The sequence below is a fragment of the Bartonella sp. AA1HLJMS genome, assembly GCF_042197445.1.
GTDB lineage: Bacteria > Pseudomonadota > Alphaproteobacteria > Rhizobiales > Rhizobiaceae > Bartonella.
The window spans coordinates 1-25,200 of the sequence record NZ_JBHIRW010000024.1 but is presented as its reverse complement, the minus strand read 5'-3'; the positions used below and the strand labels follow the sequence as shown (position 1 = coordinate 25,200).

The following is a 25,200-nucleotide window of genomic DNA, read 5'->3' as shown; positions in this document are numbered from 1 at the left end:
TCTTCCCATGATCAACGTGACCAATCGTACCAATATTAACATGCGGTTTTGTTCGTTCAAACTTGCTCTTCGCCATTTGAGCTCTCCATTTTCCGTCCAAGCTAAGGACTAAGTTAAAAATTAATTACCAACCTGAAATTACGCGTATTTCTTTTGAATCTCCAAAGCAACAGCTGAAGGCACAGGCTCGTAATGATCAAACTGCATTGTATACTGCGCACGCCCCTGACTCATAGAGCGAAGAGTATTCACATAACCAAACATATTTGCCAAAGGAACCATTGCATTCACAACCGTTGCAATGCCGCGCGCTTCAGTTCCTGAAATCTGTCCCCGACGAGAATTGAGATCACCAATAACATCACCAACATAATCATCTGGTGTAACAACTTCCACCTTCATGATCGGTTCAAGAAGCTGTGCACCAGCCTTTTTTGCCCCATCACGAAAAGCCGCACGAGCAGCAATCTCAAAAGCCAAAACCGAAGAATCAACATCGTGATAGCCACCATCAATGAGAGTCGCTTTTACACCAAGCATAGGAAAGCCCGCAAGAGGACCTGACCCCATAACACTCTCAATCCCTTTTTGGACACCGGGAATATATTCTTTAGGAACAGCACCACCAACAATCTTTGACTCAAAAATAAAGTCATCACCATCATGAGGCTCAAAAACAATTTTCACACGAGCAAATTGACCTGCACCACCCGATTGTTTCTTATGCGTATAATCAATTTCCGCCATTTTAGTAATTGACTCACGATAAGCAACTTGAGGCTGCCCAACATTTGCTTCAACCTTAAACTCACGCCGCATACGATCAACAATAATATCAAGATGAAGCTCACCCATTCCAGCTATAATAGTCTGACCAGATTCCTCATCCGATTTAACACGAAATGAAGGATCTTCGGCGGCTAGACGGTTAAGAGCAATACCCATTTTTTCTTGATCTGCTTTTGTCTTCGGTTCAATTGCAATCTCAATAACAGGCTCTGGAAATTCCATCCTCTCCAAAATAACAGGCTTCAAAGGATCACAAAGAGTATCCCCTGTTGTCGTCTCCTTAAGTCCTGCAAGAGCAACAATATCACCAGCAAATGCTTCTTCAATATCCTCACGAGAATTTGAATGCATTTGAAGCATACGCCCCAAACGCTCTTTTTTCTTTTTCACAGTATTCTCAAGAGAAATACCTTTCTGAACTTTACCTGAGTAAATACGACAGAACGTCAATGAACCAACAAAAGGATCATTCATAATTTTAAAAGCAAGCATAGATAACGGAGCATCATCAGAAGATTCGCGTGTCGTCTCAGCCTCAGTCTTTACATCAATACCCTTAATCGCCGGAATATCAATTGGAGAAGGAAGATAGGAAACAACAGCATCCAAAAGTGGCTGCACCCCCTTGTTTTTAAAAGCCGTACCACAAAGAACCGGATGAAACTGAACTTCTACTGTCCCCCTACGAATGAGAGAAACAAGCTGCTCGTTGGTTGGCATAACACCTTCCAAATAAGCCTCTGTCGCAGCTTCATCAACCTCCACAGCCATCTCAATCAATTTCTCGCGATATTCTTCAGCTTTCTCCTTTAAATCAGAGGGAATTTCACTTATCACTGCCGAGGCACCAATAGAACCATCCCACTTTAAAGCCTTCATTTCTACAAGATCAACAACACCTTCAAAGTCATTTTCAGCACCAATCGGCAACTGCAAAACAAGCGCTTTAGCACCTAACCGAGAACCAACCATCTCCACACTACGATAAAAGTCAGCTCCTATTTTGTCCATTTTATTAACAAAAACCATACGAGGCACGCGATACTTCTCAGCTTGCCGCCAAACAGTTTCCGTCTGAGGCTCCACACCAGCATTTGCATCCAACAAGGCTATTGCACCATCAAGAACACGCAAAGAGCGCTCAACTTCAATCGTAAAATCAACGTGCCCTGGCGTATCAATAATATTAAAGCGACGCTTCCGACCGTCTTGCCCTTCCCAAAATGTTGTTGTCGCAGCAGACGTAATCGTAATACCACGCTCCTGCTCCTGCTCCATCCAATCCATTGTAGAAGCACCATCATGGGTCTCGCCAATTTTATGATTCTTACCGGTATAGAACAGAATACGTTCAGTCATCGTAGTCTTACCAGCATCAATATGCGCCATAATACCAAAATTACGATAATCTTCAATTTTATATTCGCGAGCCATTATATTTGCCTTAGTTTAAAACTTCTACCAGCGATAGTGAGAAAAAGCACGATTAGCTTCAGCCATACGATGAACATCTTCACGCTTTTTCACGGCAGAACCACGATTATTAGCCGCATCCATCAATTCACCAGATAAACGCTCAATCATCGTCGTTTCATTTCGACCACGTGCCGCCGCAATCAACCAACGAATAGCAAGAGCCTGACGACGATCAGGACGAACATCAATCGGAACTTGATAAGTAGCGCCACCAACACGGCGTGAACGAACCTCAATGTGAGGAGCAACATTCTCTAAAGCTCGATGAAATAGAGCCACAGGATCTGTTTTTACTCTTTTTTCTACAGAATCGAGCGCACCATAAACAATACGCTCTGCAACTGATTTTTTACCATCAAACATAATGGCATTCATAAATTTCATAATAACCAAATCACCAAATTTTGGATCTGGATTAATCTCACGCTTTTCTGCTCTATGACGACGGGACATTGGCTTTGTCTCTCAATATTATTTTGGACGCTTCGCGCCATACTTTGAACGACGCTGTTTACGATTCTTGACACCCTGCGTATCAAGCAAACCACGAATAATGTGATAACGAACTCCTGGCAAATCTTTCACACGACCACCACGAATCATTACAACAGAGTGCTCTTGAAGATTATGTCCCTCTCCAGGAATATAACCAATCACCTCAAATCCATTCGTCAAGCGAATTTTAGCAACTTTACGAAGAGCAGAATTAGGTTTCTTCGGTGTTGTTGTATAAACACGCGTACAAACACCACGCTTCTGAGGATTCGACTGCAGAGCAGGAACCTTATTACGTTTAACTGGCGCCACACGCGGCTTGCGAATCAACTGGTTTACGGTAGGCATGCAACCTTCCTCTTTTCGATCTACATTCGTCTCACCCAATCGGGCTTTTCTATTTTCATTTCTATCCACCCCAACAAAATCGAAGCAGATATCTAAGTCTACACACAAAATCGGGCATACCTGTACAAAACAGTTTACCCGACCACAAGCAGAGAAGGCAATAGCCTTTTGCACTAGCATTTGCTTTTAATCTTCTTAACACCTGTGAATAATTTTCCGGCTCATATCCAAAACACCTGATTACATCCACATCGGTTATGTTCATTTCTAATAGCGAGAACACGTACATTCGTCAAGAACTAAACAGCAGAAAGTTTTTAAAAATGAAAATAAATTAAATTTTAAAGCTTTAAATTTGCTTTTACCGCTACTCTTGATAAATTAATTTACCATAGTAATATCCCCTATAAACAAAAAAACAGCGATGTGACTGTAGTAAAACATAGCAGTAAATTGAATTGCATATTTGATATCTAATGATGAGCACCATGAAAATAGCAACGTGGAATATTGCTGGAATAAAAGCGCGACATGAAACATTATGTCAATGGCTGCAGCAAAGCCAACCGGACATCGTCTGTTTACAGGAAATTAAAAGTATTGATGAAAATTTTCCACGCGATACAATTGAAAATTTAGGTTACCATATAGAAACACACGGACAAAAAAGTTTTAATGGCGTTGCGATTCTCTCTAAAAAAACACCAGATGAAGTGATCCGTCGATTACCAGGCAATGATAATGATAAACAAACACGTTACATTGAAGCTGTTTATTCAACAAACAAAGGTGTTGTTCGTGTTGCATCTCTCTATTTGCCAAATGGGAATCCTATTGAGAGTGAAAAATATTCCTATAAGATAGAATGGATGGAAAGATTATATACACATGCAAAATCATTGCTTGCGTATGAAGAACCTCTTATTCTAGCAGGTGATTATAATGTCATCCCCACTCCATTAGATGCAAAAAAACCTCAAGAATGGTATCAAGATGCCTTATTTCTTCGAGAAACAAGAAAAGCATTCCAACGTATTCTTCATTTAGGTTTTTATGATGCTATCCGGAATGTCACCGATACTCCCTCCTTCAGTTTTTGGGATTTTCAGGCAGGTGCCTGGCCTAAGAATAATGGAATTCGCATTGATCATTTATTATTATCACCAGAAGCTGTTGATCAATTAATTTGCGCTCATAGCCAAACAGAAGTAAGGGGATATCAAAAACCATCCGACCACGTTCCTGTTTGGATTCACCTTAATATCAATTAAGAAAGTAAAATCCTCATTTCATGAGACAACAAAAAAATTCCACTCAAAAATAATAACTATGCTACAGCATATAAACAGTATATCTTAAGCAAATAAAATAAAAATAAATGAATGGAGGACATAAATGAAGAAATCATTATTAATGCTTATTGCAGCAACGGCCATTGGATTCTCAAGTTTCGCGCATGCTGAACATGATACTCTTGAAAAAATAAAACGAACAGGGGAAATTACTTTAGGTGTCCGTGAATCATCTGGTTTAGCCTACGCCCTTGGTAATAATAAATATGTAGGTTTTCATACAGAAATGGCAGAACGGATCATTGATGATATCTCAAAAAAAATTGGTAAACCAATTAAAATTCATTATCTTCCCATCACTTCTCAAAATAGAATTCCTCTCTTAAAAAATAAAACCTATGATTTTGAGTGCGGCTCAACAACACATGATATTGCCCGCAGTAAAGAAGCAGCATTTGCTTATACGACATACATTGAAGAGGTTCGGATTGCTGTAAAGAAAAACTCTAACATTAAATCTCTTGAGGATTTAAATGGAAAAACAGTTGCAACGACCACCGGTACAACATCTGTTCAACTTATTCGTAAAAATAAACGTGCAAAAAACATTCAGTTTAAAGTTTTAAAGGGGAAAGATCACGGAGATAGTTTTTTATTATTAGAATCTGGTAAGGCAGATGCTTTTGTCATGGACGCTTCAATTCTTGCTGGACATATTGCTAAATCAAAGAATCCATCTGATTATGTCATTCTTGATACTGTACTTTCAGTCGAACCTATTGCCTGTATGCTCAGATTAAATGACAAAAAATTTGAACAAACAATCAACGATAGTATCGTACGTCAGATTAAAGATGAATCACTGGAAAAGCTTTATAATAAGTGGTTTATGAAACCGATCCCACCTGCTAACACTGTTATGAACCTTCCCTTATCAAAACAAACAAGATATGCTTGGGATCACCCAAATAATAAGCCTCGAGAAAGCTACGCAGAAAAAGATTTATAGAGTTTAATAAAGAAGAACCACACTCTTTTGAAATTGAGTGTGGTTTATATTTTAATTCACTTTTTAATAAATCTGGACTATGTAGATGCGCGTGGTTTATTGTCCTATTTGTGAATGACTAATTTGAGGGAATATCAATTAATGGACTTTTCTTTCCTTTGTAGAGATGACCTTACTCAAACATTGGTAACAGGATGCTTGGGAACTCCCGGCGTAAGCCATACCTATTTAGATACACTTCTCGATGGCTTAAAAAATACAATTATATTATCTATCACTTCACTTATATTAGCTGTATTGTGTGGTGTTATTATAGGAACAATGCGCACTTTACCCAAAACATCCATAATCAATTATATATTTCGCACTATCGGTACTATTTGGGTAGAGATTATGCGTAATATTCCCCTCCTTGTACAAGTGTTTTTGTGGTATTTTGTTGTTCCGAAGATTTATCCACCAGCGATGAAATTTTCCCCCATTCTCTTAATAACATGCGCATTGGGATTCTTTACATCTGCACGCATTGCTGAACAGGTTCGTTCAGGCATTGAAGCGATTCCTTCTGGACAACGCTATGCTGCTATGGCAATGGGATTTACAACTTATCAAAGTTATCGCTATATTATACTACCACGTGCTATACGTGCAATTATGCCACCTCTTACTTCAGAAGCAATGGGGATTGTGAAAAATTCATCTATAGCATTCGCCGTTTCAATAAATGAGCTCATGCAATTTCAATACCAAACAATTGAAGAAGTAAGCCATGTTTACGAAAATTATTTGCTTGTTACGATCCTTTATATTCTAATAGCCTTATTCGTATTCATTGTGATGACAGTCATTGAACAAATACTCAAAATTCCTAATTTTCAAACAAAGGGAAATTGAATATGATGAATTTCATAAGCTCTCAGTTTGGACTTTATTTTCCTTTCAATTTTTCCGACTTTGATTTTTCCTTTTTTACCTTTGATGTATTTCGTTCTTACATTTTATCAGGTTTACTCTTTAGCGTTTTTCTAACTCTTTTTGCAACGGTATTGGGGTTTGTTTTCGGCACACTTTTAGCAATGATGCGCCTTTCTTCCATAAAACTTCTTTCTTGGTTTGCAATCAGTTACATAACAGCTATGCGTTCAATACCACTTGTGATGGTTATCTTATGGTTTTTCGTGCTTCTGCCTTTTTTAACTGGTATATCCATTGGTGCAAATAAATCAGCACTCATTACCTTTACCGCATTTGAAACGGCTTATTTTGCTGAGATTATGCGTGCTGGAATCAATTCAGTTCCGCAAGGACAAAAATATGCAGGACAAGCTCTTGGAATGACATATTGGCAAAGTATGTACATTGTCATTCTTCCTCAAGCCTTTAGAGATATGCTTCCAGTCTTTTTAACACAAGTTATTATCCTTTTTCAGGATACAACCCTTGTTTATGCCATCAGTGGTCATAGCCTTTTGAATGGTTTTGATATTGCTGCTAATAATTTTGGTGTAAAGCAAGAAGCTTATATCTTAGCAGCTATTTTCTATTTTGTTATCTGTTTTACACTGTCACAAATAGTTTTGTATTTACAAAAAAAAGTATCCATTATTCGCTAACAGGAAAAAAAATGTCTACTCATATGATCGAAATAAAAAATGTTTCTAATTGGTATGGCGAAATTAAAGTCCTTAAAAACTGTACAACTAACATTAATAAAGGAGAAGTCGTTGTCGTTTGTGGTCCATCAGGCTCAGGAAAGTCAACACTCATTAAAACTATTAACGCTCTCGTCCCTTTTCAAAAAGGTGAAATTTGGATTAATGGAATACCAGTTCATTCAAAAAAAACGAATCTGCCTAAATTGCGAAGTCAGGTAGGAATGGTGTTTCAACACTTCGAGCTTTTCCCCCATTTATCTGTCACAGAAAATTTGACAATTGCACAAATCAAAGTCCTAAAACGAAGCAAAAAAGAAGCACTTGAACGTGGATTGTTATATCTTGAACGCGTTGGACTCATTGAACACAAAGATAAATATCCAGGTCAACTTTCTGGAGGGCAACAACAACGTGTTGCTATTGCACGTGCCTTAACTATGGATCCACTTGTCATGCTTTTTGATGAACCAACATCTGCTCTAGATCCTGAAATGGTAGGTGAAGTACTCGATGTCATGATTAGCTTAGCAGAAGAAGGTATGACGATGATTTGTGTAACCCATGAAATGGGATTTGCACAAAAAGTATCGGAGCGTGTTATTTTCATAGATCAAGGAACAATTCTTGAAGACTGCTCATCTAAAGAGTTCTTTTCTGATCCGCAAGCAAGAAAACCGAGAACGCAAGAATTTTTGTCTAAAATCCTAAGTCATTAGCCGTTAGATTATCAAAAAAACCTATCTTTACTATGAACTTGTATACAAGAAAACAGAGTTTAATATAAGATGAGAGAATGTAAAAATATTACAATCAGATGTTTAAAAACTGTTATTCTTTAAAATCTCAGCAATCAGTTAAATTGCTGTACGTCTCTCAGATTCATTACAAAGAGCAAAAGCCTCTTCTTGCAAAGGTGAATCCAATTTTCGTCTTTTACGTTAGCTTTTATATAGGCAGCAGTTAACATTGCTGCCCCACGGACAATTTTTCCTTCTTTAAGCAGTATATTTCCAAGCATTGCTTGGGCAGAAGGATTTTCTTTTTTTGCTGAAAGTTGAAACCATCGTGCTGCTTGTAAAGGATTTTTCTCCCTTCCCCCTCCCTTTAAAAATATTTTTCCTAAATGATACTGAGCTTTAGGATTTCCATAGTTTACCGCAGCCTGCATATAAAGATGAGAAGCATAAGAAGGATCAGGTTTCACAGGTGATTGAGGAATACCTTTTTTTATATATCCGGCAAGTTTAATCAATGCATCAGAAACATAACTTTCATCCTCTGAACCAAGATCAGCACCTTTTTCAACAATATATGCAAAAAAATTATATGCCTTATAATCATTTTTAGGGACACCATCACCGTTTGCATAGATAGAGCCAAGTTTCCAATTCGCACCAATATAGCCTCTCTTAGCAGCACAACGTAATGCTGCAATAGCCTGAGTTATATGCCCATTTTTATAAACAGACATGCCACGTTTTAAAAAATAAAACGAACCATCATTCGCTTCTTGCAAGCTATTGACATCTATTACATAAACAGTCGAAAAGAATCCCTCTAAAATCACAACAATCGTGACTTTTTCCATATCTGAAACCTATTAACCATTCCCCCTACCTCAATTTTAATGATTATATCTGTTACAAATTTCTTTGTAGATATTTAAACTCTTTTTCTTAGTAAGAAGCATACGCAATTTTAAAGTAAAAATTTTAAAAGAAAAAACAAATAGATAAAAACCATCCAATAGGATTTATCGATCTTAAAATTTTATACGTATGAGCAAAAATCGTTCAATAGAATAACGTGCATTAAACAGCAACTTGAGAACGAAGAGAATACATGATGAATGGTAAACGTTTGAGTATAAAAAACAATACGAAAGATGGATAAATATAATGATGATAGTTAACTTATAACTTCACGACTGCCTTACCACCTTAAAGATGAAGTTTTTTTGCCTCCGTCAATCTATAAACAATACAGCTTTTTGTTTAACGGATTGCACCTAACATCATTTCACATGGGGTTACTTCACACTTTACACACAAGTTTTACCTCAGAATACTCACCACTACATACAAAAAATACCACATATGTAATTTTACATGCCTTATATTGCTACTCTAAATGATGATATTTTACAGAAATAAAACAAGATATTGATTTTAATGATACTTTACCATTTTGCATGTTGAATGAGGACCTCGAATATCGTAAGATTCTCTCATTCCAAACTTGTTCCATGTTAAATCAATCAAAACCATCCGCTTGCACATTACAAGTAGAGAGAGCTATGTGGATAAAAACTCTGTGTAAGAAAGAACTAAAAATGCCTCTTACGAACGGTTTGAGCTAAGGGTTGTCCGGATATTGGACAGAATGGTGCTCCCAGCGCTTGTTACTTCACAAGCATAAAGAAGGGAAGCTCAATGGATTTACCGTTATACCATTCATGATCTACGTCGTGGAATAAGCTTGAATGCCTTAAAAGATGTCTCTTTAATGATAAACATAAAACAATGGATTTCAGTAGAGATTTTATGATCGTTCATGAAAAACTAACAAAAGAAAAAGTTTCCTTTTAAAGAAGATCTATACTAGCCCTACTGGTATGCAATTATCTATCAAAAAAATAAAAAGTTGAAATCAATCTAACCGCTCTAAAGCAACAAATATTTTTTTCTGCGCTGCACGCAGTTCTACAACCCTATTCCGCTCACGCTCAACAATTTCTGCTTTTGCATTTGCTATAAATTGGGGGTTGTTTAACTTAAGCGATATTTTTTCAATATCTTGTTCAATTTTACTGACATCCTTCCTCAAACGAACACGTTCAGCCTCCAAATCAATCAACTGTCCTAATGGTAAACAAAAAACAGCCTCTCCCAAAATCATTTGTGCTGATACTTCCGGAACTTTATCAGAGAAATCAATAACTTCAATACGCGCTAATTTTTTAAGAAGTGCATCATAACGCTTCATACGCTCTCGCGTTACTTCCCCTCCTTCGACAACAACAAGAGGTGCTTGTGTAGCCACTGGAATATTCATTTCAAAACGTACAGACCGAATCCCTGTGACGACATCAATAAGCCAATTAATATCATCAGCAGCTTCTTCATCTATCAATGTTTCCTCTGGCCATTTTGTCAATGCGAGCATATCCTCACGCTTGATGGCTTGCGTTTCTGTAAGAGACCACAACTCTTCCGTCATATAAGGCATAAAAGGATGAAGAAGTTTATAAACTTCATCTAAAACCCAAGCAGTACAAGCTTGAGCCTCATTTTTAGCATCTTCATTTTCCCCCTGAAAAATAGGTTTGAGAAGCTCCAAATACCAATCACATAATGTATTCCAAATGAAACGGTAAAGAGTGGCAGCAGACTCATTAAATTTATAGTGTTCAATACCAGTCGTAACTGCTGAAATTGTTTTAGATAACTCTGTTAAAATCCAACGATTAAGCGCCAATTTTGCTTGTTCTGGTTTAAAAGCTGGATCATGCTTCACACCATTCATCTGTGCAAATCGGGTAGCATTCCACAATTTCGTAGCAAAATTACGATAACCAGCAATACGGGAAACATCAAGTTTTACATCACGACCTTGTGCTGCCATAATAGCTAAAGTAAACCGAAGTGCATCAGCACTATATTGATCAATAAGCTCTAAGGGATCAATAATATTTCCCTTTGATTTTGACATCTTTGCACCCTTTTGATCCCGTACAAGAGCATGCACATAAACCGTTGGGAAAGGAACGTCACCCATAAAGTGAAGTCCCATCATCATCATACGAGCAACCCAGAAAAAAATAATATCAAATCCTGTCACAGATACAGATGTTGGGTAAAAAGTAGATAATTCAGTCGTTTTATTTGGCCATCCTAATGTTGAAAAAGGCCAAAGAGCTGATGAAAACCAAGTATCTAAAACATCCGGATCACGGATTAATTCAACAACCTCACCATAATGAGCAAAAGCTGAATCTAAAGCCTCTTTTTCACTTTTTTCAACAAAAACCGTTCCATCAGGACCATACCAAGCAGGAATCTGATGTCCCCACCATAATTGGCGAGAAATGCACCAAGGTTGAATATTTTCCATCCAATTGAAGTACGTCTTTTTCCAGTTATCTGGAACGAACTGCGTTTTGCCTTGTTGAACAGCCTCTATCGCTGGCTTTGCTAATTCAGCAGCATGAACATACCATTGATCTGTCAAAAAAGGCTCAATAGGGACACCACTGCGATCTCCATGAGGAACCATATGGGTATGATCATCGACAGAAGCTAAATATCCCTGTTCTTCCATCAAAGAAACAATCTTCTGGCGAGCAACAAAACGATCAGATTTATCGAGATTTTCTACTAACATTTTTAATTCATCTGATAAAATCAAACCATCGAAAAATGCTTCATTTTCACGAAGAAAAATCTCGGCTTTCTGAGTAAAAATATTAATCAAGCGTAAATGATTACGCTGTCCTACTTCAAAGTCATTAAAGTCATGAGCCGGTGTGATTTTTACAGCACCACTTCCAGCCTCAGGATCAGCATGGCTATCACCAACAATTAATAACCTACGACCAACAAGCGGCAAAAGAGCATTTTTACCGATAAGATTTTTATAACGCTCATCTTCAGGATTAACAGCAATTCCTGTATCACCAAGCATTGTTTCTGGTCGTGTTGTCGCCACTGTTATATAAGTTGTAGCATCATTTGGATCAAAAATTTTACCTTCAAGTGGATATCTAAAATGCCACAAATGTCCTTGAACTTCTTTTTGCTCAACTTCAAGATCTGAAATAGCTGTCAACAATTTAGGATCCCAATTGACGAGGCGCTTATCCCTATATATCAACCCTTGCTTATAAAGCGTGACAAAGACTTCACGAACCGCCTGCGACAACCCCTCATCCATTGTAAACCGCTCACGCGACCAATCACATGAAACCCCAAGGCGACGCAACTGGTTTGCAATAACGCCTCCAGTTTCATAACGCCATTCCCAAATACGCTCAATAAACTTTTCTCTCCCCATTTCTTGACGCGTTGGCTCTTGACGTTCTGCAAGTTGACGTTCCACAACCATTTGCGTAGCAATCCCAGCATGATCCATACCAGGCTGCCACAACACATTTTTGCCACGCATCCGCTGAAATCTAACTATTATATCTTGAATTGTCGTATTGAGCGCATGCCCCATATGAAGTGAGCCCGTAACATTAGGAGGAGGAAGCATAACGCAAAAAGGTTCTGCACCGCTTTTAGAACCAGCTCCCGCTTTAAAAGCCCCACGAGTCTCCCATCTCTTTGCAACCCGTTGCTCTATAGAGGCAGCATCATAGTTTTTTTCTAACATTCTATCCATCCATAACGCCGCTGAAAAACACAATATATGATCAAAACCTGATCAGAATCTCGTGAATCTCAGCCATTCACTAGAGAGCTCGCAAAATCGCAAACAAAATCCCCATAAAATGAAAAACATAAAAATAATGTAAAAAATAATTAAGACGATTTTTTAATCGCCTTCACAATCTCTTCACGCAAAATATCTTCCAGCAAAATAGGCAATTTAGACTGTAACCATTCCGCTATAGCCGGACGCAACACATCCTTTGCAATCTTTTCTGCAGAAGAAATACAATATGCAGACAATTCCACATGACCATCCCTTCCAGCGTCTGACTGTGATTTCCTTATCTCATCTTCATATTCTTTTGCTTTATAAACAGAATTCCGTTCTTCAGAAGAAAGCTTCATCTTTTGCATATCCATACCAACTGTATTATTTTCTGCCTCTATATCCTCTTTCTCTTGCGTTATCTTCCCTCCTTGATTTTCAGAAGAAAGACCAATACGATCAGCTAAAGCTTTCATAGCATCATCAACCGATAAGGTTGTATCATAAATACCCTCGGATGCCACTTCTGAAGCATTCACTGCAACATCTTCATTTAAAAAGTGATCAGATTGAACCGCATTTTCTTCGATTATTTCACGAATAGATGTTAAAATTTCATCCATACTTGGCTCACGTAACACGCTTGAACTCTGTACCATACTTTACAACCTCTCAAAGACGCAACAACAAATAGAATCATATTTTCAGTGTATGCAAAAGAATTATAAGATCAACATGCCTCCTACGATATTTTCAAATATGCTTGTCATAAAGAGGGCGCTACACACAGTTTTCTACACTTATAAAAATAATATCTCGCCGCAATATCTTTCAACATATTCAACTGTTGATTTACTAATCTTTTAAAAACTAAAATAATTTAAGATTAAAGAGATACTTTTATACATTATCGGATATATTTAATTGTTTTTAAACCTAAATAACTCGCAGTCAATTTACCAATAGAAGACTGAACACTATAGCTCGCCACAACAGCATTACGCTCTGCCATTGCAAGCGCAATCTGAGCATTAATCAATAGAGTACGAGAATTTAAAACATCCAGCGTCGTTGCTTGCCCTACGCGATTTTCTTGAACACGACCTTTCAGAGCAATTTCAGCAGCACGAACACTTTCACGGTAAGCAACAACAGATGAGCGTGCGCCCTCCAACTGAAACCAAGCAGAAGTCAGTGCTTGCCTCGTATTACTATGCGCCAAATCGAGTTGAAGCTGCGCCTGTCCAAGCTGTTCCCTTGATTGGCGAATTTGCGCAGATGTACGCCCTCCTTCAAAGATTGGGACACTTACTGACAATCCTACAGATTTAGAAACGCCATCTTCTCCAACCCCGCTGTAGATTCGATTATAAGATGCTGTTGCAGAAAAATCAACTTTAGGGAGCAATGCCCCTTCTTTCGCCTTTACATTATAAGCACTCGCATCAACTAAATATTTAGCATAAAGGATTGCTGGATGCATCACAACGCTCATTTGGTAAGCCATATCAAGGTTGACGGGAAAATCTTTGGCTAGAGGTGGGCGTTTTAACTTTTCAGGATCAGAACCAATAACTTGTCGATACACTGCCTCTGCTGCTTTTACATCAGAACGAGCAAGACTCAGCTCTGAAACCGCCACGGAACGTGCAGCTTGAGCTTGAGCAAGATCAACATGCCCTCCTTCACCCACATCAAATTTTGCTTTATTAGAACGAACTTGTTCCTCAAGAGCTGCCAAATTTTCTCTCCGAAGATCGGCAACACGACGTGCGTGATAGACATTAGCATAAGCGGTCACCGCCTCCAGAAACGTATTTTGTTCAACATTACGAAGATATTCACGCTGGGCCTGCAACTTAACTTGAGCTGAAGAAAAGATATTTTGCGTGATAAAACCATCAAATAATCTTTGATTTAATCTCACTCCTATAGATCCAGAAGTGACATAAGGACCTGTAAAAGACTTATTGCGCCCATAGTTCCCAACCCCCTCAACCTGTGGCAATAGCCCCGATCGCGCAATGACAACATCATCACTGGATATACGCACAGCTGCACGTTCACTATTCAACTTAGCATTATATTTATAAGCCTTAGAAAAGGCATCCATCAATGTTTCAGCACAAACAGCCTCTGATAGTAAAACACTCAACACCAGCAATAAACACGCCTGAAACTTCTTGTTTACTCTAAACATAATACACACAATAACAAACCCCAAATAAATTACAAAATTATCTTTTATTCACAAAACAAACAAGCACTAAAACACAAAACCAGGTGTTTTGAAAAAACAAGGAAGAGGCTTTACAGCGAGGTTAAAAGCACGACGAGCCGAGATGATCCCATCTTCTTTTATATAGATTTGTGCAACAGCAGCATTTCCATGCCCTTCAACCACAACAAGACGTCCACAGTCTTTCATTTGATCAAAGATACCTTGAGGAATAAAATCAACAGATCCCTCAATGAAAATCACGTCATAAGGTCCCTCAACGGCATATCCTTTCTCTAATGGACCATGAACGACAACCACATTATCACATTGATTCCGTTCTAAAGCTTCAAGAGCACGTTCAAAGAGAGATTTATCACTTTCCAGCGCAATCACAGACCCTGCAAGTTTTGCAAGCAACGCTGCACAATAACCACTATTTGCACCAATATCTAAAACAACATCTGATGATTTTAAAGCGGCAAGCTGTAGTAATTTCGCTAGAGATGCAGGTTTCATCAAATAGCGTGCAGGAACCCCATCTTGCTCTGGACATAGAACAATATCGGTATCAAGATAACTTAACACTTTCATATCTTCCGATACAAAATCTTCACGAGACACCGTTAAAAAGGCTTCAAGAACTGATAAATCCGTTACATCGACTGTACGAATTTGATTGTCAACCATTTTGCGACGAAGCTCAGCAAAATCTGCAACCATAACGAATATTTTCTCCTAACCTACAAAAAACAAACAAAACAGCGACAATAAGGGATAAAGATCTCTTAAACTATGGGCGTTACAAAAAAGGATACTACAGTCAACAATTAGATTTTAACTGTATAATCTCTCATACAAAAGTGTCTTCACAAGAATAGAGGGAAATAATCTATTTTCCTATACCTCATCTCCCTTAAAAGCCGTTTCGTTTAAAATCGGCTGGAGGCCTCGCCCGGAATCGAACCGGGATACAAGGATTTGCAGTCCTCTGCGTAACCATTCCGCCACGAGGCCTCGTCAACAAACATAAAGGTTTCAATAAGGGAAGGCAACGCATCCGTCAAGGTGTAGAAATATTCTCTCGCCTTTTTTCCTCTTATTACACAATTTATCATATTTTTTTAAAAAAAGTAATTTTATCCTTTGCAAATCAGTATTGCTTTGCTATAGCCTTTTCAAGCTATAGCCTTTTCAATTAAATGATTGGGCACCGTTCCCCGGTAGCTCAGCGGTAGAGCAACCGGCTGTTAACCGGTTGGTCGCTGGTTCGAATCCGGCCCGGGGAGCCACTTTTCTTTTATTCTACGTAATTTATTGTTTTTTCTAAAGTTTTTAGACATGAGGGATTCGTTAATAAAAGTAATGGAATAGGATTTTTGCAATAAAGTAGAAACACAATATCCTACCGGATGTATTTTTTGCAATGAACGCAAAAAGCTATTGATTCATTTTAAATACTTTTTTCAAACTACCGCGCCTTTATAAGAGGACACTGCAATTATTTGCACATTATAAATTACGATTTCTTTCATCAGAGATGAATTATTAAGCTCCATCAGCAATGAAACGGTCTCATATATTTTTTTCCAAAGAAAGAATGATTTGTACTCAATAAAGGAATTAAACTTAAAAACCTACTCATGAAGCAATCATTTTGAAAAATGAAAGAAACAACAATCAAGGTCATATATTACCTCCATACACCCCACATAACCTCCTCCCCATCCTAAAAGCAAAAAACATAAAACAAGTCTGTAAACACTCCGACGTCTTATCTAACAGGTTGTTCCTCCTGCTAACCACTTCAACGCTTTACAAACAACCTTGCCTTGGATATTCATCACACTGTCATAAAAAATTTAATGCATAAAGTTTTATAGGCTTTATATCCTCCCAAACTAATAGTGTTTTACAGTAAAAACAAAGATAACGAGCTAAATTGTTGAGAATCCTGAGAAAGCCTTCAGAAATCATGACATTCTCGCTATTGTATTATGCAGTCACACGCTTTTTTAAAGAGATATCTCTTAAATCCCCCAAGCCTCTTTCACAATGACTCCCGTAAATGGTATAAAATGAAATCGATTGATCAGCCCCATCTTTATTTATAATAAAAGCCATATCATCGTACTATTTTCCAACTCTCAATCTCAGCAATCCCCCATTGCCTTGGAAAGAGTTTATAAAAATTATTTTATTTATTTTTCAAATGATTATCTATATCACAACTTCACACATAACGTGCAAGCGAATACTTTTGATTGATCCGCATAAATAACTTAAAAATGAAAAAAATACGATATAATGAATTATTAAATTATAAAACAATGAGTTATTATTAGACATCAATTTTTAAAATTAAAAGTTATCATTAAAGATAAAACACATCCTTTATAAAAATAGTTTTATATAAATAAAATCTACTTTTATTCCCATTAAAAAAAATAGGAATAAAGCAAATAAATAATTTCCTCTACAATAAAGATTTTTAATAAATCCAAAAAGTTAGAAGTTTTCATTTCTAAAAAATGAAAACCTCTAAAGGATCTTCTTACTTTGACAAGAATATTTTATAGCTCTTTTCAATTGAGAATAAATCAACAAAAGTAAAAAATCTCCAGTACATGATCTTTTTTCAAGACTTTATCTAAGCAGCCCTCTTAACTGATTTTCGAAAACGAAGAGGCTTTGCACGCTTTACTACTGTTTTTGCTTTTTTATGCCTCTCATTTTGAGGTGAAGAATTCTTCCGCTGCAACTGTGCGGTATCATCTTTTCGACCTAAAAACTGTTTTTGACGTTTAGATTTTTTAAAACGGCGTTCCTTATCGTTTTCTTTACTTTCTCGCACAATTGGCTTTTCTGGAAACGCTGCAAATTGTTCTGGAACAGCCTCAGCCACCAATTTCATACGAATCAAGCGCTCAATAGCACGCAAGCGGGACCTTTCTATCTTCTCATCAAAAAGCGTAAGTGCTACACCAGATGCGCCATTCCGTCCTGTACGACCAATACGATGTACATAACTTTCAGCTTCATCTGGTAAGTCGTAATTAATAACGTGGCTTATCCCTGGTATATCAATACCGCGTGCAGCAATATCTGTTGCCACTAGGATCTGCACAGATCTTTCACGAAAAGCTTTTAAAGCAGACTGGCGAGCACCTTGTGATTTATTTCCATGAATTGTTGCGACTAAATATCCTATCTTTTCTAAACTACGCGTGACAGCATCTGCCCCATGTTTAGTTCGAGTAAAAACAATAACCGAATCAAAAGCTGGATTTGTCAAAAGTTTACTTAAAACATTCTTTTTTTCATTCGTAGGAACACAATATAATTTTTGGCAAATCTCTACAGCCGTAGTACCTTGAGGAACAACTTCAATTTTAACCGGATCATTGAGTAAACATTTTGCAAGCACAGCAATTTCCCTCGGCATTGTTGCAGAAAAGAGTGCTGTCTGACGCTCTTGATGCAAAAGCTTTGCAATTTGCTTAACATCATGAATAAACCCCATATCCAACATACGATCTGCTTCATCCAAAATCAAAAAACGAGATTGGGAAAGATCAACACACTTTTCACGAACAAGATCTCTCAAACGCCCTGGAGTCGCTATCAAAACATCCACACCTGCTTCCATACGTTTAATTTGTTTTAAACGTGATACGCCCCCAAAAATAAGACATGTTGAAAGATGTGCTCCTTTCGCCACAGTACGGATCGTTTCATCAATCTGAACAGCAAGTTCACGCGTTGGAGCTAAAATCAAAGCGCGTGCAGTTTTAGGACAGCGTTTATCACCCAAAGCCAAAATCTGACTTAAAATAGGTAAACCAAATGCCAAGGTTTTTCCAGAGCCTGTCTGAGCAACACCTAAAATATCGTGTCCTTTCAACATCACTGGAATAGCTTGTTCTTGTATAGGTTTAGGTTTACTCATCCCAGCAATGAGTAAATTTTTAATCAAAAGAGTAGGTAAACCTAACTTTGTAAAAACATTTTCTTCTTTTATAGGCAAAATAAAATCTTTCCTTAGCTGAAGAACTCAAAAGAAGTAACCATCTGAACTCTCCACTCAAGAATCCGCGCAAGAGAAATCCCTGACATTTTAAATGAAGCAACGCCTAAAAAGCGGCTTGCGCAACTTATGAACACCTTGAAATCAAGATAAAGGCGTATAAACTTCACTTTACAAAAAGCCAACAAACCAGCCTAAATGCCTTCATCTCTATTATCTTTGGATTATGATAAAAAAGCAAGAACTTTACGAAATACATTTATCATGAATAAAAACAATATTTAGATCGTTTACTTTTTGATGATTGTGTCCATCGGTAAATGTACCTTGATAAAATCAGGATAAATCTCGAGAAAAACTGGATTTTGTAAAGTTTTTTGACCGCCATAAATTAAATACCATTGGTTTTTATCAAAAATCGCCAAAGTTTTATATTGAATGATGCGATCTTTCATCTCAAGAACTGTTGGAATTAAAGCATACAAAGTACCGTTATCAGTTTGTAAATACTCTATATTTTCTTTATCTAAATAATAAGCACCAGAAGGCACCCCCTCAAATTTCTTATGCAACTGTTGAAGAAAATCACTACGTAAAGCACTCTCTGTTGTATTCAATCGATGTGCCATCTCTTTATAAAGCCGCTCAGGCATATAACGAGAAATAGGCATAAAATCCCCATTTTTTATAGCATTATTGACATCAACAACGACTCTTGAAAGTTCATCTTTTTGTACTACTGTTGGCTGAGATGCTAAACTCTGTTGATTAACAATCAAAAAGAAAAATAGACTCAGCACCGAATGAAAAATAGGTTTCATCATTATACTTCTTGTTTTAGTAAAATTTCAGTTTCTCAAATAACAAAATCAAATAACGTTTGATCATCAGTAATATCACGATAACGCCAACCTAACGCTTGAAATTTTTCCTCTAAAAGACAAAAATTACCGTATTTTTTTGTTTCAATCGCAACCAATACAGAACCAAAGTTTCTCGCTGACTTTTTAAGATATTCAAAACGTACGATATCATCATCTGGTGATAATGTGGAAAGAAAATGACGCAATGCACCAGGATGTTGCGGAAAACTAAAAATAAAATATTTTCTCAACCCTTGGAAACGTAAAGAACGCTCTTTAATTTCTGGCAAACGCTCAAAATCAAAATTACCTCCTGAAATAACGAGAAGAATTTTTTTCCCCTTTAACTCTTGAGGAGGAATACTGTTAAGCGCATCAATCGATAAAGCACCAGCCGGTTCCAGAACCACACCTTCAACATTAAGCATTTCAACCATCGTAGAACAAACGCGGTTTTCAGGAACCGTAATGACAGAATCAGGGGGAAATTGCTTTAGAATTGTATAGTTTAGAGCACCAATTTCAGCCACAGCAGCACCATCTACAAAAGTGTCAATGCTTTCAAGCTTGACGCGTTTTCCACTCTCCAAACAAGCAAGCAAACTTGCAGCTCTTTGCGGCTCAACAAAACGAAGCTTTGTTTTCCAACCATATTCATGTAAAAACTTGCTCACTCCACTTGCCAAACCACCCCCCCCTACCGGCACAATCATCAAATCTGGCTCACTTTCTCCATTGAGTTTTTTCCATTGTAAAGCTGCTTCACAAAGCACTGTTGCCTGCCCTGTAATAATGCGAATATCATCGAAAGGTGGAGCCATTACACCACCGCTCTCTACGACAAAGGATTGCGCTGCTTCATAACATTGATCAAATGTTTCACCAACCAAACGAATATCAATGAATTCTTTACCAAAAATACGTGTTTTTTCAATTTTTTGTTGTGGCGTTGTCATAGGCATGAAAATCACGCCTTTACGTTTAAAATAACGACAAACAAAAGAAACCCCTTGCGCGTGATTCCCCGCTGAAGCACAAACAAATGCAGAATCTGGTGATATACAGCTAAGCATTTCTGAAACAAAATTGAAAGCACCACGAATCTTATAAGACCGCACCGGTGTTAAATCTTCACGCTTTAAATAAATTTCTGCATCATACTTTTGACTAAGAAAATCATTTCTTTGAAGTGGTGTTTCAGCAAACACGTGATGCAATCCCACCATAGCTTTTGTGACGTCTTGAATAAATTGACTCATAACACTAATCATTTCATACTTTATTTACATTATAAAAGCTTTTTCTATCGATAACGGAAACTATTGTCAGTCAAAATTTCACTAAAAAATGAAAAATGTTTCTTTTGTCATTAATTCTTGATTCAATAAAAGATATAGCTTATGAGAGAACTCACATCGCGGACGTGATGAAAACGGTAAACATAGCAGACTTAAAATCTGCCGGTCGAAGACCTTGCGGGTTCAAGTCCCGCCGTCCGCACCAGATTATCTTAATCTCTCTTATTTTCCAATGATTTATTAAAAATCAAAAAAAATTAAAGCACCTTCTAAACCACCTTTCGTAACTTTATTATAACGCTATAAGACGGCACCGCGGTGGTACTAAAATACGAATCATTGCTGCTTTTTGAGGTACCTTTTTAGCACTTTGACCTCCTCCTCGTCTTTATAGGATGGAGAGGCAATCAATATTGCTAATTTGGGATTGGCTTATACTCTTCATGACTCTTGTAAAACGACGCAAAAGCTCAGAAAAGAGATAGATGCAAAAGACAAAATAATAGATAAAGAAGCTGAAATAATACGTGCACAAAAAGATGTGATTCAAAAACAAGAAGAGTTAATTCGAAAATCAACTGCTTCTAAGATTATTTTTCCTCGAATGGCAGTAAAAAATTGGCCCAAAAGTAGTTTCAAGTACTTTCTCACGACCATTTTTTCAAGACAGGCAATCACAACACGCTCTGTCATAGCGCATATATAAATACGCAACAGCCTTCATGGGGGAAGATGATCATCAATACACAAACCGTTCTCTGCCTTGATCTAGATCTAAGACAGGCTGGGCGATTTCTCGTGTAGACAGCAGTATAACAAGTGGCACTTGTCAATTTTGAATTTTTTCGTTTTAAAGGCGATAGTAGGCGCTATTTGAGTTTTCAGCAATGGCTTACAAAAATGAAGATCACAACAGATAAAGTCAATGTCTCACAAGAAGAGATGATTAAGACAGTGTGTGCAAAAGAATACAATCCAAAAGATGACAACGAAGCAAATGCTTTAGCAATTTTATATTTAGTTAAAGAAGGGAATGCGCATGTCTAATGCAATGCCATGGATAAGATTCCTTTTGAATGACTGGAACAGTGAGATAGATGGAATGACATGAGAACAAAGGGGCATTTATATAACGCTTTTCATTCGCATATATGACAAAAAAGCACCAATTAAAACAGATTTTGAAATGCTTGCCCGCGCTTGCAATTGCTCGCAAAAAAGTTTGCAACTATTGTCGAATATCTCATGAAGAATGATAAACTTCTTGAGAAAGATAATGGTTTGTCGAATACGCGCATTGAAGAAGAGCTAAAAGATTTTACTGATAAAAAAGTGCACATATCGCAAATTCATAGTGAGGCTGGAAAAAAGGTGTACAATAAAAAACGCTATAAAAAACATTTTAATGATTTTGCTGAAGCAAACGCTAAGCAAAATCAAGCTATAAAGAACCAGAATAAGAATATATATAAACTAAAACTATCATTTTAGCAAAAAACTGCTTCTGAAAATTTAGAAACAAACGAACAGGTTGACGAACCAACATAGGTTGCTGCTGTTGAGACCATATCAGAGCAAATTGAAACGGGTGTAGAAAACCAACCTTCCATTCACGAGCAAGAGAACATTACGAAAAAAGCTAAACGGGTTAGAAATGACAGTGGCTGTCGTACCCCTGATGATTTCGAACCTGTTTATGATTTCGCAATCGAAGAGGGATTGCCTCCAGAGCGTGTCAAAGCCGAAATGGCAAAATTTCGAGATTATTGGAAAGCTAGAACAGGCAAAGATGCACGCAAAACGGATTGGAAAGCAACGTGGCGCAACTGGGTGCAAAAAGTTATCGAGGATTTAGAGAACGGAAAAAACTATGGAAATCACTCTCAAAGGCAAAAAAACGTTGGTGAACGCATCTCAGACAGCATCCTTGATATCAGGCCTCGAGGTCACTTTGAAACACATTCACGAGATGATAGCTCTGGAGTTTCCTTTAGTTTTGAAAAGTAGCAAGCATTGACACAACAGCAGGAAGCGATTGCCTTAGATGCTTATGATCAACTTCACGAATTGTTTTCAATAAAAGTGAGTAAAGAGGACATAGCCAAGGCAATTCGGATGCTTTCGGTGTGGTTTAAAAATTTCGCAACAGACAGATCATGAAGATATGGTGCTTACCTATGGAATGGTTTTGGAAAGTGTTTCTGCGTAGTCACTCATAAAAACGGTTAAACGGATTTTATGCGATGAGGTAGAAGGTTTATCGGATACGTTTTTCCAAGCACTCGTGAGTTAGTAAAATTATGTCGTGATTTGGAAAATAGTCTTTTGACAAAAACCAATCTTGTACACTAGGCTGTTTTGAACACCCGTGAAAAAAGGCTGAAAGAAAAGGCAATGAGAGAGAATTCAAGACCACTCACGTTGGTTGAAAAGCAAGTGAAAAACATTGCAGGTTAGCAAACTAGTGAAAATTTCTAATCGTTTTTTGATTGGATGTGCATTTAAATCGACAAAATGGCACCGTACAGAGTGATTTAAAGATTTTATGATAAAAAACCTATCATATAAAACGCTCTGTACGGTCAAATTTGAGGCAAATAGACAAATTTGTAAAATTAGGATTAAAGCATGTTCATTTTAAAACATCTATTCTTAAAAAACCGTAAACAACCCATGCGAAAGAGGTTTGTTGCAACGGCAGTGGGTATGTCCCATGGGGGATGGGACAGAGGAGTATTTTTACAACCTCTACGAATACGAAGACGGTACAAGAGAGTGTGAAAAGTTTGATGGTGATCAGTATTACAAAACACCTAAGAATGCGGATTTTAGTACCAAAGCGCAAGTAAAAGCATGGGTTTACGGTGGTGATATTCCGAAAAGCATTCTCAATTACGAACCTCTTATAGACGAGATCAACAGAGAGATAAAAAATATTGACTTTATTCAGAGTATATTGCGTATTGCTCTAAATGCGCTTCATAAGCATTTTAGCCATTAAAAAAGAATTGACATCAGATGAAAAATCATTAAAATGTGTATATATTTACACATTATGAGTTTAGGTAATGGAACAAGATAGCCGAAAAATCATTGCAAAATTAAAGCGTGATGGCTTTGAACTTATCAAAGTGAAAGGTTCTCATCATAAATTTAAAAAAGATGATAAGGTTGTTATCGTTCCACATCCTAAAAAAAATCTTCCGATTGGTACAGCACGTTCTATCGCACAACAAGCAGGCTGGTTAAAAGAAGGAGAAGAAGAATGAAAAGATTTTTTGCTCTTGTTCATAAAGATGAAGAATCTGCTTTTGGTGTTCAGTTTCCTGATTTTGAGGGGCTTTTTTCTGCTGCTGATGAAGAAGAAAACCTTATCATAAATGCAACCGAAGCACTTCAACTTTATTGTGAAGATATAGATACAGTGCCTATCCCTTCAAAATTTGAAGAAGTCATACAACGGGAATCTGTCAAAAAAGCTTTGTCAGAAGGAGCTTTTTTAATACAAGTCCCCTTTATTGAAAATGATGCAGAAGTGGTACGTACGAACATATCAATTGAACGAGGGCTTTTACGTGCAATTGATAATTGTGCACAAAAGAGAGGTTTAACAAGATCTGCTTTTTTGGCAACAGCAGCCCGTCACGAGCTTAATATTTAGCTCATCAATCTGGAAAAATTTCTCACTCTCGATTTTTTTACAAAAGCGTGTAATTGCATATGATCCGCAAACTATTAATGAAAATCAAAAGGCGGCAGGCAAACAAAACGCTATAGTTAAGAGGGATATAACTATCATTGATATTATATACATGGCATCTAATATTTCTGGACCTGTCATTGCCTTTCCCTCCTATAATAATTTCACAATAATTTATAAAATCTAAAATGTTTTAGAAAATTTTATATATTCTATTTTAAAATAAAAAATATTGATTTTTTTGTTGGCATGGTGTAAAAAGTCGTATTAAATGACGATACTGCACTAGTCGTATTGTGTCTAAAATTCAAAAATATCCCCCAAAATTCAGCAAAATGTGAACTTGAAGCGTGGCTAGAAAGCCCTGTTTTCTTGCTAATTCTGGCTAATCAATTTTTCACAGAATAAAAATCAATATTTGACTAATTATGTCATTAATTATGACTCAAAAGGAGCAATGATGAAAGCTGTCATCAATAAGCCAATGTGTGTTGTTGGCGACAATAAAAGCACTGTTCGTTTTGAAACATCAACACCCAATAATCCATTTGTTGAAGTTTCCAATCAAGTCTACGCACGTCTCAAGCGTGCAAATGCTGCTAAACCTTTTGT

General features: G+C 37.2%; 21 protein-coding genes, 3 tRNA genes and 2 pseudogenes. 14 read left to right on the top strand and 12 right to left on the bottom strand.

The genetic code is table 11. The features are described 5' to 3' along the window. Nucleotides 1-138 precede the first annotated feature (138 nt). Genes fusA through rpsL form a run of 3 tightly spaced genes read right to left on the bottom strand, consistent with a single transcriptional unit; the run spans nt 139 to nt 3,108 of the window. A complete protein-coding gene (gene fusA / locus ACFIQE_RS06945) occupies nt 139-2,223 on the bottom strand; it encodes an elongation factor G (RefSeq protein ID WP_375607436.1) in 2,085 nt (694 codons plus the stop codon). A gap of 24 nt (nt 2,224-2,247) precedes the next feature. Next, nucleotides 2,248-2,718: a 30S ribosomal protein S7 gene (rpsG, locus tag ACFIQE_RS06940; RefSeq protein WP_015856589.1), complete on the bottom strand. Its 471-nt coding sequence runs from the start codon at nt 2,716-2,718 to the stop codon at nt 2,248-2,250. A gap of 18 nt (nt 2,719-2,736) precedes the next feature. Continuing rightward, nucleotides 2,737-3,108: a 30S ribosomal protein S12 gene (gene rpsL / locus ACFIQE_RS06935; protein WP_005773262.1), complete on the bottom strand. Its 372-nt coding sequence runs from the start codon at nt 3,106-3,108 to the stop codon at nt 2,737-2,739. A gap of 488 nt (nt 3,109-3,596) precedes the next feature. Between rpsL and xth the strand changes: the two genes are divergently transcribed. The 5 genes from xth (at nt 3,597) to ACFIQE_RS06910 (ending at nt 7,780) form a co-directional block, all read left to right on the top strand. After that, entirely contained in the window at nt 3,597-4,379 is a 783-nt protein-coding gene (gene xth, locus ACFIQE_RS06930; RefSeq protein WP_375621441.1) for an exodeoxyribonuclease III, read from the top strand. Between the two features lie 124 nt (nt 4,380-4,503). Next, the gene (locus tag ACFIQE_RS06925) at nt 4,504-5,409 is read left to right on the top strand and encodes a transporter substrate-binding domain-containing protein (protein ID WP_375621442.1); all 906 of its coding nucleotides are present in this window, start codon (nt 4,504-4,506) and stop codon (nt 5,407-5,409) included. Nucleotides 5,410-5,550: 141 nt separating this feature from the next. Then, nucleotides 5,551-6,303, top strand: a complete 753-nt coding sequence (locus tag ACFIQE_RS06920) for an amino acid ABC transporter permease (protein ID WP_375612442.1) — start codon at nt 5,551-5,553, stop codon at nt 6,301-6,303. Between the two features lie 2 nt (nt 6,304-6,305). Further along, nucleotides 6,306-7,022, top strand: coding sequence for an amino acid ABC transporter permease (locus ACFIQE_RS06915; protein ID WP_375621443.1), 717 nt, complete (start codon nt 6,306-6,308; stop codon nt 7,020-7,022). Nucleotides 7,023-7,033: 11 nt separating this feature from the next. Beyond that, a complete protein-coding gene (locus ACFIQE_RS06910; protein WP_273791447.1) occupies nt 7,034-7,780 on the top strand; it encodes an amino acid ABC transporter ATP-binding protein in 747 nt (248 codons plus the stop codon). A gap of 138 nt (nt 7,781-7,918) precedes the next feature. Here the strand turns inward: ACFIQE_RS06910 and ACFIQE_RS06905 are convergent. From ACFIQE_RS06905 to ACFIQE_RS06880, 6 genes and pseudogenes are all read right to left on the bottom strand, one after another. Next, nucleotides 7,919-8,672 (bottom strand): annotated as a pseudogene (locus ACFIQE_RS06905) (tetratricopeptide repeat protein). A 1,041-nt stretch (nt 8,673-9,713) separates the two neighbouring features. Beyond that, nucleotides 9,714-12,437, bottom strand: a complete 2,724-nt coding sequence (locus tag ACFIQE_RS06900; protein WP_375707432.1) for a valine--tRNA ligase — start codon at nt 12,435-12,437, stop codon at nt 9,714-9,716. Nucleotides 12,438-12,586: 149 nt separating this feature from the next. Further along, the gene (locus tag ACFIQE_RS06895; protein ID WP_375612445.1) at nt 12,587-13,141 is read right to left on the bottom strand and encodes a DUF2497 domain-containing protein; all 555 of its coding nucleotides are present in this window, start codon (nt 13,139-13,141) and stop codon (nt 12,587-12,589) included. A 248-nt stretch (nt 13,142-13,389) separates the two neighbouring features. Next, a complete protein-coding gene (locus ACFIQE_RS06890) occupies nt 13,390-14,682 on the bottom strand; it encodes a TolC family outer membrane protein (protein WP_375621445.1) in 1,293 nt (430 codons plus the stop codon). 66 nt (nt 14,683-14,748) lie between these two features. Then, nucleotides 14,749-15,423 (bottom strand): protein-L-isoaspartate O-methyltransferase, encoded by a 675-nt coding sequence (locus ACFIQE_RS06885; protein ID WP_375621446.1) that lies wholly within the window; start codon nt 15,421-15,423, stop codon nt 14,749-14,751. A 220-nt stretch (nt 15,424-15,643) separates the two neighbouring features. Continuing rightward, a tRNA-Cys gene (locus ACFIQE_RS06880) sits at nt 15,644-15,717 on the bottom strand. Nucleotides 15,718-15,917: 200 nt separating this feature from the next. On the opposite strand from ACFIQE_RS06880, the gene ACFIQE_RS06875 reads away from it, so the two are divergent. After that, a tRNA-Asn gene (locus ACFIQE_RS06875) sits at nt 15,918-15,992 on the top strand. Between the two features lie 1,358 nt (nt 15,993-17,350). Here ACFIQE_RS06875 and ACFIQE_RS06870 read toward each other — a convergent pair. The 3 genes from ACFIQE_RS06870 to ilvA all read right to left on the bottom strand — a co-directional run bounded on the left by ACFIQE_RS06870 (nt 17,351) and on the right by ilvA (nt 20,861). Continuing rightward, nucleotides 17,351-18,727: a DEAD/DEAH box helicase gene (locus tag ACFIQE_RS06870; RefSeq protein ID WP_375621289.1), complete on the bottom strand. Its 1,377-nt coding sequence runs from the start codon at nt 18,725-18,727 to the stop codon at nt 17,351-17,353. A 290-nt stretch (nt 18,728-19,017) separates the two neighbouring features. Then, nucleotides 19,018-19,548, bottom strand: coding sequence for a hypothetical protein (locus ACFIQE_RS06865; protein ID WP_375621294.1), 531 nt, complete (start codon nt 19,546-19,548; stop codon nt 19,018-19,020). Nucleotides 19,549-19,583: 35 nt separating this feature from the next. Next, nucleotides 19,584-20,861, bottom strand: a complete 1,278-nt coding sequence (ilvA, locus tag ACFIQE_RS06860; RefSeq protein ID WP_375612449.1) for a threonine ammonia-lyase IlvA — start codon at nt 20,859-20,861, stop codon at nt 19,584-19,586. Between the two features lie 146 nt (nt 20,862-21,007). Here ilvA and ACFIQE_RS06855 point away from each other — a divergent pair. The 8 genes and pseudogenes from ACFIQE_RS06855 (at nt 21,008) to ACFIQE_RS06820 (ending at nt 24,549) form a co-directional block, all read left to right on the top strand. Continuing rightward, a tRNA-Leu gene (locus tag ACFIQE_RS06855) sits at nt 21,008-21,093 on the top strand. A 614-nt stretch (nt 21,094-21,707) separates the two neighbouring features. Continuing rightward, nucleotides 21,708-21,935: a hypothetical protein gene (locus ACFIQE_RS06850; protein WP_375707431.1), complete on the top strand. Its 228-nt coding sequence runs from the start codon at nt 21,708-21,710 to the stop codon at nt 21,933-21,935. A 198-nt stretch (nt 21,936-22,133) separates the two neighbouring features. Next, a complete protein-coding gene (locus ACFIQE_RS06845) occupies nt 22,134-22,379 on the top strand; it encodes a hypothetical protein (protein WP_375640990.1) in 246 nt (81 codons plus the stop codon). A 228-nt stretch (nt 22,380-22,607) separates the two neighbouring features. Next, entirely contained in the window at nt 22,608-22,895 is a 288-nt protein-coding gene (locus ACFIQE_RS06840) for a hypothetical protein (RefSeq protein ID WP_375640991.1), read from the top strand. Between the two features lie 6 nt (nt 22,896-22,901). Beyond that, entirely contained in the window at nt 22,902-23,048 is a 147-nt protein-coding gene (locus tag ACFIQE_RS06835; protein ID WP_375707430.1) for a hypothetical protein, read from the top strand. Nucleotides 23,049-23,516: 468 nt separating this feature from the next. Next, nucleotides 23,517-23,889 (top strand): annotated as a pseudogene (locus tag ACFIQE_RS06830) (hypothetical protein). 67 nt (nt 23,890-23,956) lie between these two features. Then, a complete protein-coding gene (locus tag ACFIQE_RS06825; protein WP_375612550.1) occupies nt 23,957-24,157 on the top strand; it encodes a type II toxin-antitoxin system HicA family toxin in 201 nt (66 codons plus the stop codon). Next, nucleotides 24,154-24,549 carry a type II toxin-antitoxin system HicB family antitoxin gene (locus ACFIQE_RS06820; RefSeq protein ID WP_375707429.1) on the top strand — a complete coding sequence of 132 codons (396 nt, stop codon included), beginning with the start codon at nt 24,154-24,156 and terminating at the stop codon, nt 24,547-24,549. The genes ACFIQE_RS06825 and ACFIQE_RS06820 overlap by 4 nt, the downstream gene beginning before the upstream one ends. The last annotated feature ends 651 nt before the right edge of the window (nt 24,550-25,200 follow it).